Here is a 16,126-nt window from a genome sequence, read left to right as displayed (position 1 = left end):
CAAAAACGACTGAATTTTATGCTTGCTTCTTTCAATACACTTTGTCCTAATTCTACTCTTCCACCAAAGTATGCATTATGATAGGTTTGTTGTTCGTTAATATTTTCAATTTGCGTTTGTGTGAAAAAATTAGGTTCAATTCCGTACCAATTGTAAGTTTGATTTTGATAACCTAAATCGGCATTCCAGGAAAGATCTTTATTTCTACTTCCATAAGTTAAATCTAATGATGTATTGAAATATTTATCGTCTAGTTCTATGTTTTTTATTCCACCTTGCGAAGACAAATGACGCAACATTGCACCAACATAATCGTTATTTTCTAATGTTTGCGTTACAAATAATTCGGCATTAACATTACCATAATTACCTGCAGCGAGCGTTAAATAATTGTTGAATAATTTTTCTTTTTCGGCTTTGTCAACTCCAGCAGCTTTTCCTTTGGAAGGTGTAAAAGTTGATGCTACAGGAAAAGAGAAAATATTGTATTTAATATTTTCTGTTTTAGATGTTTCTTCATCGTCTAATGTTGGCGTTTCTTTTACTTTAAAAGCATCAGAAATTGTTGGCGTGTAAGGTTTCACAACGTTAACTACTTCGCTTCCAATGTTTTCATCTTTAACTTGCGATAAAGAAAATTGAAAAACTAAAAGTACTAATGCAATTGTTATTTTATTTTGAAAATTGATTTTCATAGTTGTTTTTTTTATGTGTGTTGAGATTCTTCCTTCGTCAGAATGACAAGTCTGCGGAATATTACCACTCTATTTCTCTATAGATGAATTTGTTTTTCCTTCTTCGGTTTTAATATTATCCAATTCCGTTTGAGCTTCTTTTACAACATCTGGAAACTCTGTAAAATTTTCAATTACACTTGATAATATTGATGTTGATTGATAACTGTCTTTCAATCCATAATAGTTTTTAGCCATTACAACCAAACTTTTAGCTCCAAAATATTTGTACCCAGAATATTCTTTAGACAATTTTTGGACTGTTTTATTAGATTCGGCAAACTTTCCATCTTTATTTTTAAAATAGGCATCATAAAATAATGCTTCTGCTGCCAATTCGCCTTTGGCAATGGTTTGTAATTTTGCGTAAGCAACTCTAGCTTTTTCTTCATCGCCAGCTTTTATTGCAGAACGAGCAATTATAATTTGAGCATCGCTTTTCACTTTATTATCTGTTTTTGGATTATTTAATACTTTATCTGCATAAATAACCGAATTTGGATAATCCTTTTGTGCATAGTAAGCGCGCATTAAATTGGCTTGAGCAAATGTACTATTCTGAGGAAAATCGGCTTCACTTTCCAATCGTTTTAAAACTGGAATTGCTTTAGTAAAATCGTCTTTTTTCAAATAAATTTCACATAATCTTGCCAACGATTGTTCTGTATATTCGCTTCTAGATTTAGCAATTACGTTTTCATAATTCGGAATTGCATTGTTAGGCAAACCATCAGTATAATACGATTGTGCTAAATAAAAATTGGCTTTCAAACTGTGAATTCCGTTAGGAAAACTAGTTAAATATCCATTTAAAGTGGTAATGGCTTGTTTAGTATTGTTTTGTAAATATTGTTTTTCTGCAGCTTCATAAGTATCGTTATCTAATTCAGCATCAGACACTTCTACAAAATCTAAAGTTCTTACCCAAGAAGCATATTCGTCTACTTTTCCATTATCTACATAAATTAATCTTGACGTTGCCACAGCTTCAAGTGCTTCTGGAGTTTTAGGATAATCTGCAGCTACTTTTTTAAATTTTGCAATAGCTTGATCGTCTTTATTTCCGTTATAATAAACCAAACCTTGACGCAAAACCGATTTAGCTGCAAACGATCCGTTTTTAAATTCGCTTAACAATTGATCGTAAGTTTTAATAGCTAAATCGGTTTTATTTTCTGTTACATAAGTATTTCCTAATTCAAAAAGTGCATCATCTCTATATTTAGAAGTTTTAAAATTGGTAAGAAACTTATTAAAATCTTCAATTTTTTTATCATTTTTACTCACAAATCCGTAACTAATTGCTTTTTGAAACGCAGCATAATCAGCATCTACACTTTTTAATTCAATAGCTTTATTGTACGCTTCCATCGCAGGAAAATATTTAGAAGTTACAAATCGGCTGTCGCCTAATCTTAAATAGGAATCGTTTAAACGAATTTTGTCCTCTTTAGAATTTGCAATGTAGGCATCAAAATAATCTCCAGCTTTATCATATTCTTTTTGTTTAAAATAGCAATAGGCAATGTTATAATTTAAGTTTTTAAATTCTGGCGTGTTTTTAGCTTCGTCCATTCCTTCAAATTGCTTAAAACTCAATAATGCTTCATTAAAATTGTCTGTTACATATTCAGATTCTGCTTTCCAAAATGTTGCTCTTGCAGTAAACTTAGCCTCTTTTTGTTCTTTTAAAGATTTTACAAAAAGTTTTTGTGCTTCTTTATAATTTCCATCAGTAAACAATTCTAATCCACGATAAAAAGTAACTTTTTGGTAAGCCAAACGGTTTTCTGGATTTTTATTTTTTTCTAATAATGCTAATGCTCCAATGTAATTTTTAGAAGTTATATAGGAGTTAATCAACAAGTTTTCAATTTCAGATTTACTTGGCGAATTTGGATATTTATTTAAAAACGTACTCAAAACATCTGGAACACTTTGGTAGGAGTTTCCTATTTCATAACTAATTTTAGCATAATTTAAATTGGCATCTTCTTGAATTTTTTTATCAAAATCCATTTCAGAAGCATTTTTAAAAGCGTTCAATGCTTCTTGCTTTTTGTCAACTTTCATATAGCTTTCGCCCAAATGATAATAAGCATTTTGCGATACAAAGTCTTTACCATCAATTATTTTATTGAATTGAGAAATAGCGTTTTCATAGTCTTTTTGTTGATAATAAGTATAACCTAATTGATAAAAATCGGTATTACTCCATTTTCCTTTTTTGCCTTTATACTCTTTTAAATAAGGTAATGCTTCGTTGTATTTTTTTAAATTAAAATAACTTTCGCCAATAATTTTATTCAATTCCGATTTTTCTAAAGCACTAGATTTTGCCATTGCAGCTTTTCCTAAATCTATGGCTTTTTGAAAATTTCCAAGTTTAAAATTCATATCAGCTTGAAAATAAGACAGTTTTTCTTTATATTTTTCTTCGCCAGAAATTTGATCAAAATATTTAGTTGCTTCTTTATAATCGTCTTTGTCGTAAGAAATCATTCCTAAATAATATTTGGCTTGCGAACCATATTCTTTAGAATTAGACACTTTATTGAAATAAGTTGTAGCTTCTTTCTTTTTATTGGCAGAAAAATAAGCATAACCTTTTTGGAAATTAAATTTTTGAATGTCTTCAGATGATAAACCGCTTTCGTCTACTCTATCAAAATATTCTAATGCTTTAGGATAATTTCCTTGTTCAAAATAGTATTGAGAAACGCCAATAAATGCTTGGTTTTGCTTGGTTGAAGTTGGATAATCTGCTACAAAATTCTCCATTAATTGATCTGCATTATTCTGGTCTAATTTTATAGCACAAAATGCAATATAATAACTACAATCTGCCTGAATATCAGCTTGTTTATTGTCTTGCTTTACTTTATCAAAAAGTATTTGTGCCGATAAATATTGTTTATCATTATACAACGAAATAGCTTTGTCATACTCTGAAAATTGATTGTTATTAATTTCTGTTTTTTGACCAAATAGTGTTACTGACACAAGCAGGAAACTCAGGAAAATAAACGATTTTATTTTTTGCATTGTTTTGTTTTTTAATAATCATTCAAAAGTAAAATTCTAGTAACTATAACGAGCGATTGTTTGTTTTTATTATAAACATTTTTCTTAACAATTGAAAAAAGTTGGAAGACGCAAGATGGAAGATGGAAGATTTTATCATTTACATAATAAATTTTATTGCTAAATATTGGAATTTGGAATTTTTTGCCTTTGGGATTTTAGAAATAGAATTTTATAAAATTTATTTTGAAAACCTACGTTATAATAGTACTTTTACCCAATAAACAAAATTTCTTATGTCGCAACTAGTTTTATCATTACAAAACGTAACCATTTATCAAGAAAATAAAGTCATATTATCTCAAGTAAATCTTGAAGTAAATCACGGAGAATTTATATATATAATTGGAAAAACTGGTTCGGGTAAAAGTAGTTTTATGAAAACTTTGTATGGCGATTTACCTTTAACAGAAGGCGAAGGACATATTGTAGAGTTTGATTTGGCAACTTTAAAAGAAAGTGAAATTCCGTATTTGAGACGTAAAATAGGAATTGTTTTTCAAGATTTTCAATTGCTTCCAGATAGAAATGTAAGTAACAATATGCTATTTGTATTAAAAGCAACTGGTTGGACAGTAGCCGAAGAAATGCAACAAAAAATTGATGAAGTTCTTGATAAAGTTGGAATGAAAGGATTTGCAAGTAAAATGCCACACCAACTTTCTGGTGGAGAACAACAACGAGTTGCCATTGCAAGAGCTTTACTTAATGACCCAGAATTTATTTTGGCTGATGAACCAACAGGAAATCTAGATCCGCAAACCAGTGCAGAAGTTCTTGAGGTTTTAAAAAATATTAACCAACTTGGTAAAACGGTAATTATGGCAACACACGATTATGCTTTATTAATGAAGTTTCCATCTAAGACTTTAAAGTGTGAAGATGGAGCTATTTTTGAAGTTGTGCAACGAAGCGTGTAATGTTATCTATATTAATTCCTACATATAATTATAATGCATTACCATTGGTTACTGAGTTGCATAAACAATGTGAAAATGAAGGAATTGAATATGAAATTATTTCACAGGATGACGCTTCAAAATCGGAATTAAATCTTGAAAACGAAAAGATTAATTCTATTAAAAATTGCTTTTTCTATGTTAATGAAGAAAATTTAGGAAGAGGCAAGAATAGAAATTCATTGGCTGATAAATCAAAATTTAAATGGTTGTTATTTTTAGATAGTGATACAATTCCAACAAAAAATGATTTTATAAAAAATTATATTATTGTTAATCCAAAACATAATGTAGTATTTGGCGGACTGAAATACCAAATTGAAAAACCAGAAAAACAGCAAATACTTAGATGGGTTTATGGAAAAAAAAGAGAAGCTTTAACTTTAAAAGAAAGACTTAAAAATCCAAATAAAACTGCTTTAACTTCAAATTTTTTAATTGACAGAACTATTTTTTTAAGTCATAAATTTGATAATGAAATTACAAAATATGGATATGAAGATTATTTATTTTTTTTAAATTTAGAGAAAAAAGATATTTCAGTACATCATATTGAAAATCCTGTAATTCACTTTGGATTAGAAAGTTCAGATGAGTTTTTAGATAAAACCAAAGTAGCTTTAGAAAACTTAAATAACCTATATTCTATTGGATTATTATCGTTTAATAATAACCGTATTTTATCAATTTACACTAAACTTAAAAAAATTAAATTAGTAACTTTTTTTAGTTTTATTTATTCTAACTTTAATTTTCTTTTTAGAAAAAATTTAACTTCAAGCAATCCTTCTTTATTTATTTTTGATGTTTATAAATTAAGTTATTTTTGTAAAATAAATTTAAAATGAAACCCTATTTTTCAGTAATTATTCCGCTATACAATAAAGAAAATTTTATTAAAAATACTATCAAAAGTGTTTTAAATCAGAGTTTTACAGATTTTGAATTGATTATTGTTAATGATTGTTCTACTGATAGAAGTTTAAATATAGTATCTAAATTTATTGATGAAAGACTAAAAATATTTTCAAAAAAAAATGAAGGTGTTGCCATTGCAAGAAATTTTGGAATTGAAAATTCTAAAGGAGATTTTATTTGTTTTCTCGATGCAGATGATATTTGGAAAGTTGACTATTTAAAAATAATGAATTTTTATAGTATAAAATTTCCTGAACTTAAAGTATTTTCTTGCGCAATAGAAATAGAAACAAATACAACTTTATTTAAACCAAATTATTCCATAAAAAAAACAAACGATTACGAAATTGTAGATTTTTTTAATGCAAGTAACGAAGAATGTGTTTTATGGACTTCAAGTATAGTAATTAATAAAAATGTATTTCAAAAAATTGGAACTTTTGATATCAAAATAAATAAAGGAGAAGACACAGAATTGTGGATAAGAATAGGATTAAATTATTCTATATTATTTATTTGGGAAGTTCTTTCCACCTATAAATATGATTTGAAAAGTATTTCTAGAAATTCAAATTATTATTTTGAAGATTATGTCTTCAAAAAATATATTGAAGAAGAAAAAAGAAATCCAGCTTTGAAAAAATATTTAGATTTAAACAGATTTTCGGCAGCAATAAAGTGTAAATTGAATAATAATTTAATCCAATTTAAAAAATTAAAATCAGAAATTGATTTAAAAGAAATATCATTTAAAAAGAAAATTTTATTATACTTGCCTAGATTTATATTATTAGTTTTGATTTTTTTTAAAAATAAATTTGTAGAATTTGGTTTAACTAATTCTATTTTTAAATAAAACAAAATCTTCATAATCTCTTATATAATCTTCTTCTTCAAAAACATTGGACGCTAAAACTAAACAAACAGAACCTGATGAAAAGTTCTCTAATTCTCTCCAGATTCCGTTTTCAATTAATAGCCCAAAATTTGGCTTATTTAGTGTAACTGTTTTTTGATTTACACCATCTTTTAGAACTACATCAAAACTTCCTGATAAAGCGATTAAAAATTGTTTCAATTTTACATGAGCATGTCCACCACGCTTAGAATCACTAGGTACATCATATAAATAATATACACGTTTAATTTCATAAGGAAAAGTATCATTTTCTATAACTGATAAATTTCCTCTAATATCGTGAATCTTTGGAACCTCAATAAATCTAACATCTTCTATAGTTGTTTTCATTTATTTTTAATTTTTTAACACATTCTCCCATTGTTTAGAAATTTCTAAAATAGATAAATGTTCAATACTTTTTTTAGAATTAGATTTACAAAATTGATGTAATTCATCATCAAAAGCAAATTTTTTAAAAGCTTCTGACAATAAAAACTTATTATTATTTTCAACCAACAATCCATTAAATTTATCAATTACAATTTCTTTTGGACCTGTTGGACAATCAACAGCTATTACTGGAATTCCTGAAGCTAATGATTCTAGTAATGACATTGGAAAACCTTCAAATTTACTAGTTAAAACTGTAGCTCTTGAATGTTGTAAAAATGGTATAGGATTTTTTTCAAATGGTAAAACTTTAATAAAATCTTCACACTTTAGTTGTTTAATTTTTTCTTTTATAAAATCTTTGTCAATTCCATCGCCCATCAAAATTAATTTATAATCATTTTTATAAATTTTAGATTCTACAAAAGATTCAATCATTAGGGTTAAATTTTTAACTTTTTCATCAAATCTTCCAAAAAAAAGAAAAAAATTTTCAGGTAAATTTATTGGTTTTTCAAGTTTTAAATTATTGATTTCAATTGAATTATAAATTGTAACTATATTTTTTAAATTATAATTAAAATTAATTTTTTCTTCTATTTCTTTAGAAACACAAATTACTTTATCATTTTTAGAATATAAAATTTTTGCCAAAAAAATAGAATTTGGTAAGTACATATTTAGTTTTGAGCTATGAACTACATATAAACATTTTCTTTTGCCATAAACAAGTTTATATACTAAATCTCTAAGAAAATGCAATCGAGTTCTATTGTCTATTACAATATCAATATCTATATTTTTAAGATATTGATATATTAAAAATGCTTTTTTTATTTTTTTAGTTAAATTATTTTTACATAATAATCCTAAATTTAATAATTTACCTTTATAATCATATTCTACTGAATCGTTTATAATTATATTGTGAACTTCATATCCTAAATCTTCAATAATAAAACTTAAATTACTTGCAAACCTTTGCGCACCTCCAATTCCGAGTGATGAAGATATTATTGCAATTTTTTTATTGTTGTTCATTGTTTTGATCAAAAGTGAATATATTTGTCAAATATAACATTATATGAAGATATTATTAATAGGCGAATACAGTAGATTACATAATTCTTTAAAAGAAGGACTAATTAAACTTGGTCATGAAGTTGTAATTTATGGCTTTAATGATGGCTTTAAAAATTTTAATGTTGATTTAAAATTTGAAAAAAAATTTGACTCTGGTTTTTCAAAAAAAATTAAACTATTACTACTAAAAATAACCAAATTTGATATTAGTTCCTATTTTACATATCATCAGTTTTATAAAAATCGTAATAAATTTAAAAATTTTGATGTTGTCCAATTAATAAATGAAAATAGTTTTTTTTGTAATTTTTACTATGAAAAAAAAATATTAAATTTTATTTTTAAGAATAATAAAAAGGTTTTTCTATTGTCTTGTGGCGATGATTATTTATATGTAAACTATAATTTTGACAATCCAGAAAATAAATCAATTGTACAACCGTATCTAAGAGGAACAATTAATAATAAAGATTTTTCAAATGTGTTAAAATTTAAAACAAAAGATTTTAAAAAACTTCATGATTTTATTTTTGAAAATATTAAAGGAGTTATAGCATCTGATATTGATTATCATATACCTCTTGTGAACCATCCTAAATATTTAGGATTGATTGCAAACCCAATAAATATTGATAGTTTTGTTAAAAATGAGTTAATCATAAATGATGAAATAATTATTTTTCATGGTATAAACGAAAGCAATTATTTTAAAAAAGGAAATGATTTTTTTGAAAAAGCTTTAAAAATAATAAAAAATAAATATCACGATAAAGTTGAAATAATTATTGTAAAAAGTTTGCCTTACAATGATTATATAAAACTTTACAACAATGCACATATAATCCTTGACCAAGTATACGCCTTCGATCAAGGTTATAATGCTCTTGAAGCAATGGCTAAAGGCAAAGCTGTATTTACTGGAGCAGAAAATGAATTTGAAGAATATTATAATTTAAAAGAAAAAGTAGCGATAAATGCATTGCCTAGTGTAGATTATTTAGTAAACCAAATGTCATTTTTAATTGAAAATCCTAATGAGATTATTGCAATTGGAAAACGTGCTAGAGATTTTATTGAGAAAGAACATAATTATAAAGTTATTGCTGAAAAATATATAGAAAAATGGGAAAAATAAAAAAGCGGATATTTTTATCCGCTTTTAAATTATTTTATTTTTTAATGAACTTTAATGTTTCATTCAACTCATTAGAAGTAATTTTTACTAAATAAAGTCCTGAAGTGATATTTGGAATATTTAGGTCTAAACTTGTTCCATCAAATAATGTATTAAAAACTAATTTTCCAAAAATGTCATATACTACTATGTTAGTATTTTTCATTTCTTTATTAAATAAAACAGTAAATGAACCTTCATTTGGGTTTGGAAAAAGTTTTACTACTTTACTATTTATTGCTTCCTCTTCAAAATTTGAACTATTACTATTTTTAGCGGCAAGAACACAAGATTGAATTTTTGCAGAAAAAGTTGAACCTGTTTTTATTAATGTATTTGGTTTTAATGTTATATAATCACTTGCTCTTAACGATATATTTTGGCTTAACAAATCTATACTATAATTAGTTTGTGTAGTTATTGTACTGTAATTTTGATAGGTAAACAATCCTGAATTAGGTTCTGATGTTAAAGTCAAAGTTGGACAAAGTGATACTGGAGCTAACAATTCAGGTATTAATTGAGGTAAAGATGAAATACTATAGCTGTTTAAATAAACAAAATTTACATTCACAGAACTATTTAAAAAATCATCTTGATTTTCAATCTTATGGATATATTTGTCTCTATTTAAATTTATAAAGGTTGAACTAATTAAAATATTCCCATTTCTATCTTTTTGAATATAATTAAATTCCGAACTTGGATTACTAGTATTAAATTGATTAAGTATTCTTACAGGATTTGAATTAATATTAATATCTTTTACCAGTATTTCTCCATCAATATTTTGTCCAATAGCTTGAAACTTCTTTCTTATAAAAAATAAATTATTTGAATTATTTGATATCTCAAATTCTTTTATTTTGTATCCAACACCAGAAAAAGATTGAAAATTTGAAAATACACCAGTAGTAGAATTGAATGCAACTTTATAAAAAAAAGCTGATGAATAAGCAGGATCATTTGCATTATTTCTACCATATTGTAAACCAATTAGAAAAGAATTATTTGGCGCAATTCTAAATTTAGCATTTTCTAAACCATCAACATATTGAAAACTTGAATTCCAAGAACCTGGTGCATAAATCTGATTAGCTGGAAATATTGACTCAATAGGTATAAAATTAAATCCTAAATTGTCAATTTTGTAACTCAACATTTTATTTTTACTTTGTATTATTACCCAATAATTACCATCATTACTGGTAGTAGCTGTTAGAGCTCCATAATAATATAAATTGTTTATCAATCCTGTAGAATCAGTTAATGCTTTTGAAAAATTATTTTCTGGTGAACCTACAATAGGATTTGGATTAATATTTAAGACTATACCTAATGGATTAGAAGAATTAAATTCTACTATTGAATACAAATAATTTGTAGGTTCAAGTGTGAAGCAAAGACATAAATAAGATTCCGCTTTGATTATGAAATATTGATTTGGATTAGACTTATTTGGAACTATAATAGTATTTGTAACACCTGAATAACCTATATTGGAACCATTTAGCATTATAGTATGATTTTTGTTCCAAACATTAATCCCATCTGTGTAAAATAACAAATTGCCTGAGGAATCACTAATAGAAGCTTTTCCATAATTAGTATTACTTATAACATTTGCAATAGGAGTTGGATTTGTGAAATTTAAATCTGTTTGACCTAATTTCCAATGATTATTAATTAAACTTTGACCATTAATATCCAATGTTATTAAAATGGATACAACAAAAAATAAATATAATTTTTTCATAATTTTATGTTTTTAATTATACGTTATTACTGTTTTTTCTCTGTCAAATTTTTCATTTGAGCCTTTAACTCCTGTATTTCTTTATTTTGTTGAATTAAATATAAAGTTAACTCTTCAATTTTTTCTTGTTGAATTTTACTCATATTTCCTAACTCTAAACCTTTTTCAATAACATCTTTTGCAGATGGAACATTTGGTAAATGTTTATTTTCATTTATAAATTTTTCAACTTCTGATAATGGTTTTAAATCATAATCTTTTTCAAAAACATAATCTGCCCATGTATTATAAACCTTAATTTCCTCAGCTCTAATTTTACCTTTTACAGAAAGTCTATATTCATCCGCACCATCAAAAAAATTTGAAGTTCCTATACCAACATGAGAATTTGGCTTTGGTAAAGTAAATATTACGTAATCATTATCTTCGGCTGTGGTAAAAAATGGTGATTGATTTTTATCAAATAGTACAAACTCAGATCCTTTTCCAGTTTTTGCAATTAATCTTAGGCGAGTACTAAAATTTCTATCATCAATATTAAACCAAGACCAAGGTTCTGGATTAAAATTATTTGCAGGCATATCCATAAATCCAAATGTTCTAACACCAGATGGTGCATCTAATAATGTTCCGGCCGAAAGCACAAGACTGCCTCTAACTCTGTCTGTATTGGTTGCGAAATTTTGAAGACCTGTTAATGACTTTGTGAAAATACCACTTGTACCTTTTAAATCTCCCACAACATCTAATCTTGTTGTTGGAGTTACTGTTCCAACACCTACATTACCATTAGTGCCATTAATAAAAAACTGTGAATTAATATTTAATGGATCAAATGTTAAATTTTTAGCATTCATTGATACTGTTCTATTTGCAGCTAATGTACCATCATTATTAAAAATACTTAAATCAGTATCTGAATTTGCAACAGGAACTAACACTAAATTACCAGTAGAATTTACACTTAATGCTTTTCCTAATAATCCAGAAGTAACTGTACTTGTACTCGTTAAATTAGTTAATTGAATTCCAGAAGTATTAGCAACTCCACTTGTAACCTTTAATCTTAAACCTCCAGCACCAGATACAGCTGGTGTACCTGTACCAATACCTACAGCAGTATTAGCAAGTGTAGGAAAGGTGTTTTGAGAAAATCCAATCCCAAAAGACAATAATGTTCCAATAAATAAAATTTGTTTTTTCATTATTTTAATTTTTATACTTCTTTGGTCTTGAGTGTTAAAACGACCTTATACAAATTTTAAAGTGTTCGTATATTCTCACATATGTTTGGTAAATATTGTTTTATAAAAAATATAAGTAGAATTATCTTATAAATTTATATAAATAAAAAATACAATTCTTTAATTACTATTGCGATTTTTTTGCATATTTTCGCAATAGAACAATAAATGTTATTTTAATGGAAAAGACTAAGCTAATTTTAAAACGCACCAAAAGAGGATTTACTCAACAGCAAATGGCCTTAAAACTTAATATGGATGTTTCCAACTATAATCGTAGAGAAAAAGGTCAAATAAAAATAACTAATAATGAATGGGAAAAACTTTCAAAAATATTAGATGCATCTGTAGAAGAAATATATGAATCAGAAGAAAATAATTTCTTTATTTTCAGAGATAACGTAATTGGTGATTTTTTTGGGACAAATCATTTTTATACTATTCCAGAATATTTACTAGATAATCAAAGAAAATACATTCAAAAACTTGAAGAAGAAAATCGTATCCTTAGAGATAATAAAGATAAATGAATTTTTAATTTAAAGTTTAAATTTTTATTTAAAAATCTGAAATATTGTTTAAAAAAAACTTAATTAAAATTGACTAAACAACAAGAAATTTTAAACTATTTAAAAACAAAATCTAAAGATTTGAGTTTTATAGATAAACTCAAAGTAGTTTATAGACCAATAATTTGTCCATTTGATGAGTTGTTAGATTTTGTTGAAGAAAACGATACTGTTTTTGACATTGGTTGCGGTTCAGGTCAATTTTGTGCGTTGGTAGCAAAATTTACTACTGCAAATGATATTTATGGCATAGAAATTTCTGAAAAACTTGTTCAAAATGCTAAAAAAGTAACAAAAGAATTTTGTAGCAATAAAAAACTTCAATTTGAAACTTTCGATGGTAATACTATTCCAAATTTAATTGAAAACTATTCTAAAATATATTTAATTGATGTTTTGCATCATATACCTAAAAATAATCAAGAAGATTTTTTAAAAGAAATATATTTAAAAATGTCAGTTGGAAATAAACTAATTATTAAAGATATTGATGCTGATAGCATGTTTGTAAATTTCAATAAATTACATGATTTAGTCTTTAGTAAAGAAATTGGTAATGAAATTAAAATGTCTGATGCTAAAAAATTGGCTGATAAAATTGGATTTAAAGTACTTGATACTTATACCAAAAGAATGTTTGTATATCCTCACTTTTTTTTAATTCTAGAAAAATGAAATTTATAAATTATAAACTTATTCTATTTTTAATAATTTCATTTTATTGTATAGTATTAAATCAATACGGCATGGAAACCTGGGATACTGGATATATGTCTAGCTTTTCTTGGAGAATTATAAACGGACAACATGTTTACGAAGATTTTATTTATAAATTTCCTCCAGTAACAATATATCTTCATGCCTTTTTTATGAAAATACTACCCGAAACTGGACAGTTTTTTTACTTTAGAATTATAGCATATTTAAGTTATGTAGCGCAAGTTTATTTTTTTGTTTCTGGTATTTATTTAATTTATAGTATAAAAAAGATTGATAAATGGGCGTTAATAATTTTATGTTTTCTTGTTTCATGGTATAATTTTCCTCCTTATGCTTGGCCAACAACTGATGGAATATTCTTTTCTTCTATAGCTTTTTGGATTATTGCAAGATACAAAAACATCAATTTTTTTCAACTTTTTTTAGTTGCTTTATGTTCTTTATTAGCTGCTTTATCTAAACAATCATTTTATTTAATTCCAATTATGTTATTGATTTGGATTTATTTTAGATATGGAGTAAAATATTCCTTTTATTATTTAACCAATTTATTAATTCTAATAGCAATATTTACTTCACTAATCTGTTCCATAACATCTTGGAACAATTTTAAGGAACAAATTAGTGGTACATTAGCATTAAAAGATCTTTATATTGTTGGTTTTCATAATTATATATTTTTGCCAATTATATATTTCATTTCATTAACAATTATTTTAATCAGTAGCTTATTTATTTTCTTAAAAATATCAAACTTTAAAATTAATTATGTATTTCCTTATCTAAAAAACATCGCTATTGTTTTAATACTAATATCAATAGTTTTATTTTTAATGAATAAAATTTTTATAGCACCTTTTATTGCATTTGATGCTACAATTATTGCATTACTTTATATTTTTTTAGAGAAAAAGAAATCCATTAGTTATTTATTTCCTTTATTAGTATTATTAAGTATATCTTGGTCAGTTTCAATTAGTATTGGTTATGCAACGCCGTTATTATTTGCTACAGGAATAATTTTAAGTTTTATTGTTTTAATGGAAAATGAGATTATAATAAATAAAAAATATTATTTATGGATTGGCTTGCCAATGTGTTTAGTAGCTTTTGCCTCAAACAAAAATCCATATCGTGATAATTCAATTTTTGAACTTAATTATTCTTTAGAATCAATTTCACCAAAATTAAAATTTATAAAAACTAATAAAGAAACTTTTGAAAAACATAAAGAAGTTAAAGAATTAATTAAAAAATATGGTCAAAATTATATAGTAGCACCTTCTATGCCTATGTCTAATTATTTATTTAATGGACAAAGTGAGTTACCTGGAGATTGGTTATTAAACAACGAAATTAATAGCGAAAACAATAAATTCATAAAAATGTGTTCTAATAAAAAGAATTTTATTTTTGTAGAAAAATCATTCATTACTAAAGAAGATTTTAGCAAATATACAATTCAGGCAAGTCCAACTACTTGGTTTATTTACAAAAATTTCAATAAAATTGATGAAACAAAGTATTTTATTATTTACAACGGAATAAATTAAAAATGAAGAAATACCTACATTTAATAAGGTTTGAACAATATATAAAAAATGCATTTGTTTTTGCACCACTTTTCTTTGATAGTCAGTTTTTAAATTTTAATAATTTAAAAAATGTTTTTTTAGCATTTATATGTTTCTGCATTGCTTCAAGTAGCATTTATATATTAAATGATTATTATGATATTAATGAAGATAAAAATCATCCTCAAAAATGCAAACGACCATTAGCATCTGGAAGTATTACAATTAAAAATGGATTATTATTAATGTTATTGTTAATGATTTCGACACTTGTCGTTTCTTTAATAATTTCAAAAGATTTGTTTTTTGTTATCGCTTTATATATTGTTTTAAATTTCTTTTATTCAAAATGGCTTAAACACATTGCTATACTAGATGTAAATATTATAGCAATAGGTTTTATACTTAGAATTGTCGCTGGATCAGTTGTAAGTGATGTTATTCCTTCCATTTGGATTTTATTGATAACTTATCTTTTAGCTTTGTTTTTAGGAATTTCTAAACGAAGAACAGATGTAGTTTATGCGCAAAGTGGTAAAGATGTTAGGAAAAATATTGAAGGTTATAATTTAGTTTTTGTAGATATTATTCTTGGAATTTTAGCATCTATAATTATAGTTTGTTACATCTTTTATTGTATTTCTCCAGAAGTACAACTTCATTATAACTCTAAATTATTATATGTATCAATAATTTTTGTAGTTAACGGAATTTTTAGATATTTAAAATTAGTTTTTGTAAATCAATCAACTTATTCACCAACTAAGATAGTTTTAAAAGATAGATTTATTCAAGTAACTATAATTGCTTGGTTATTATTAATGAGTTATTTGTTGTATTTTAGAAGTTAATATGAAAACGCTAGTATTAGTTGACTTTGATAAAACGCTTTATAAAAAAGATAGTCTAATAGAATTTACAAAGTTCTATAAAGGATATTTTAATCTTTGTATAGGGTTTCTATTACTATTTCCATCACTTTTAAAATGGAAAATTGGAATAATTTCTAATGAAAAAGCT

13 protein-coding genes and 1 pseudogene are annotated in these 16,126 nt (G+C 25.4%); 8 read left to right on the top strand and 6 right to left on the bottom strand.

The window, feature by feature from the left end; genetic code table 11:
* A pseudogene (locus tag ACH2BC_RS10485) lies at positions 1-695 on the bottom strand (TonB-dependent receptor); the annotation flags it as partial.
* A 69-nt stretch (positions 696-764) separates the two neighbouring features.
* The gene (locus tag ACH2BC_RS10480; protein WP_395053949.1) at positions 765-3,779 is read right to left on the bottom strand and encodes a tetratricopeptide repeat protein; all 3,015 of its coding nucleotides are present in this window, start codon (positions 3,777-3,779) and stop codon (positions 765-767) included.
* Positions 3,780-4,054: 275 nt separating this feature from the next.
* On the opposite strand from ACH2BC_RS10480, the gene ACH2BC_RS10475 reads away from it, so the two are divergent.
* From ACH2BC_RS10475 to ACH2BC_RS10465, 3 genes are read left to right on the top strand one after another with little or no spacing between them, the layout of a single operon-like run.
* Complete coding sequence (locus ACH2BC_RS10475; protein ID WP_395053948.1) at positions 4,055-4,738, top strand: cell division ATP-binding protein FtsE; 684 nt, start codon at positions 4,055-4,057, stop codon at positions 4,736-4,738.
* Positions 4,738-5,625: a glycosyltransferase family 2 protein gene (locus ACH2BC_RS10470; RefSeq protein ID WP_395053947.1), complete on the top strand. Its 888-nt coding sequence runs from the start codon at positions 4,738-4,740 to the stop codon at positions 5,623-5,625. The genes ACH2BC_RS10475 and ACH2BC_RS10470 overlap by 1 nt, the downstream gene beginning before the upstream one ends.
* Positions 5,622-6,551 (top strand): glycosyltransferase family 2 protein, encoded by a 930-nt coding sequence (locus tag ACH2BC_RS10465; RefSeq protein WP_395053946.1) that lies wholly within the window; start codon positions 5,622-5,624, stop codon positions 6,549-6,551. The genes ACH2BC_RS10470 and ACH2BC_RS10465 overlap by 4 nt, the downstream gene beginning before the upstream one ends.
* Here the strand turns inward: ACH2BC_RS10465 and ACH2BC_RS10460 are convergent.
* Together ACH2BC_RS10460 and ACH2BC_RS10455 are read right to left on the bottom strand one after the other, a co-directional pair.
* Entirely contained in the window at positions 6,528-6,944 is a 417-nt protein-coding gene (locus ACH2BC_RS10460; RefSeq protein ID WP_395053945.1) for a sugar 3,4-ketoisomerase, read from the bottom strand. The two genes, ACH2BC_RS10465 and ACH2BC_RS10460, sit on opposite strands and share 24 nt — an antisense overlap.
* Positions 6,945-6,950: 6 nt before the next feature.
* Entirely contained in the window at positions 6,951-8,027 is a 1,077-nt protein-coding gene (locus ACH2BC_RS10455) for a glycosyltransferase (RefSeq protein ID WP_395053944.1), read from the bottom strand.
* Between the two features lie 43 nt (positions 8,028-8,070).
* Here ACH2BC_RS10455 and ACH2BC_RS10450 point away from each other — a divergent pair, with 43 nt between their 5' ends.
* The gene (locus ACH2BC_RS10450) at positions 8,071-9,204 is read left to right on the top strand and encodes a glycosyltransferase (RefSeq protein WP_395053943.1); all 1,134 of its coding nucleotides are present in this window, start codon (positions 8,071-8,073) and stop codon (positions 9,202-9,204) included.
* A gap of 34 nt (positions 9,205-9,238) precedes the next feature.
* Here the strand turns inward: ACH2BC_RS10450 and ACH2BC_RS10445 are convergent, their stop codons facing one another.
* Both ACH2BC_RS10445 and ACH2BC_RS10440 read right to left on the bottom strand, forming a co-directional pair.
* Entirely contained in the window at positions 9,239-10,999 is a 1,761-nt protein-coding gene (locus ACH2BC_RS10445; RefSeq protein WP_395053942.1) for a T9SS type A sorting domain-containing protein, read from the bottom strand.
* 26 nt (positions 11,000-11,025) lie between these two features.
* Positions 11,026-12,204, bottom strand: a complete 1,179-nt coding sequence (locus tag ACH2BC_RS10440; RefSeq protein WP_395053941.1) for a hypothetical protein — start codon at positions 12,202-12,204, stop codon at positions 11,026-11,028.
* A 218-nt stretch (positions 12,205-12,422) separates the two neighbouring features.
* Between ACH2BC_RS10440 and ACH2BC_RS10435 the strand changes: the two genes are divergently transcribed.
* The 4 genes from ACH2BC_RS10435 to ACH2BC_RS10420 all read left to right on the top strand — a co-directional run bounded on the left by ACH2BC_RS10435 (position 12,423) and on the right by ACH2BC_RS10420 (position 15,957).
* On the top strand, positions 12,423-12,773 hold the full coding sequence (locus tag ACH2BC_RS10435) for a multiprotein-bridging factor 1 family protein (RefSeq protein WP_395053940.1): 351 nt from the start codon (positions 12,423-12,425) through the stop codon (positions 12,771-12,773).
* Positions 12,774-12,842: 69 nt separating this feature from the next.
* Positions 12,843-13,487: a class I SAM-dependent methyltransferase gene (locus ACH2BC_RS10430; protein WP_395053939.1), complete on the top strand. Its 645-nt coding sequence runs from the start codon at positions 12,843-12,845 to the stop codon at positions 13,485-13,487.
* A 71-nt stretch (positions 13,488-13,558) separates the two neighbouring features.
* Entirely contained in the window at positions 13,559-15,085 is a 1,527-nt protein-coding gene (locus ACH2BC_RS10425; RefSeq protein ID WP_395053938.1) for a hypothetical protein, read from the top strand.
* Between the two features lie 2 nt (positions 15,086-15,087).
* On the top strand, positions 15,088-15,957 hold the full coding sequence (locus tag ACH2BC_RS10420; RefSeq protein ID WP_395053937.1) for a decaprenyl-phosphate phosphoribosyltransferase: 870 nt from the start codon (positions 15,088-15,090) through the stop codon (positions 15,955-15,957).
* The last annotated feature ends 169 nt before the right edge of the window (positions 15,958-16,126 follow it).

The sequence above is a fragment of the Flavobacterium sp. genome (genome assembly GCF_043760115.1).
Taxonomy (GTDB): domain Bacteria; phylum Bacteroidota; class Bacteroidia; order Flavobacteriales; family Flavobacteriaceae; genus Flavobacterium.
This window is presented reverse-complemented; position numbering and strand designations above follow the sequence as displayed.

Coding starts and splice junctions, on each gene's coding strand:
- ACH2BC_RS10475 (WP_395053948.1), top strand. CDS start 4,055: ATGTCGCAACTAGTTTTATCATTACAAAACGTAACCATTTATCAAGAA.
- ACH2BC_RS10440 (WP_395053941.1), bottom strand. CDS start 12,204: ATGAAAAAACAAATTTTATTTATTGGAACATTATTGTCTTTTGGGATT.
- ACH2BC_RS10435 (WP_395053940.1), top strand. CDS start 12,423: ATGGAAAAGACTAAGCTAATTTTAAAACGCACCAAAAGAGGATTTACT.
- ACH2BC_RS10465 (WP_395053946.1), top strand. CDS start 5,622: ATGAAACCCTATTTTTCAGTAATTATTCCGCTATACAATAAAGAAAAT.
- ACH2BC_RS10425 (WP_395053938.1), top strand. CDS start 13,559: ATGGAAACCTGGGATACTGGATATATGTCTAGCTTTTCTTGGAGAATT.
- ACH2BC_RS10420 (WP_395053937.1), top strand. CDS start 15,088: ATGAAGAAATACCTACATTTAATAAGGTTTGAACAATATATAAAAAAT.
- ACH2BC_RS10470 (WP_395053947.1), top strand. CDS start 4,738: ATGTTATCTATATTAATTCCTACATATAATTATAATGCATTACCATTG.
- ACH2BC_RS10450 (WP_395053943.1), top strand. CDS start 8,071: ATGAAGATATTATTAATAGGCGAATACAGTAGATTACATAATTCTTTA.
- ACH2BC_RS10455 (WP_395053944.1), bottom strand. CDS start 8,027: ATGAACAACAATAAAAAAATTGCAATAATATCTTCATCACTCGGAATT.
- ACH2BC_RS10445 (WP_395053942.1), bottom strand. CDS start 10,999: ATGAAAAAATTATATTTATTTTTTGTTGTATCCATTTTAATAACATTG.
- ACH2BC_RS10460 (WP_395053945.1), bottom strand. CDS start 6,944: ATGAAAACAACTATAGAAGATGTTAGATTTATTGAGGTTCCAAAGATT.
- ACH2BC_RS10480 (WP_395053949.1), bottom strand. CDS start 3,779: ATGCAAAAAATAAAATCGTTTATTTTCCTGAGTTTCCTGCTTGTGTCA.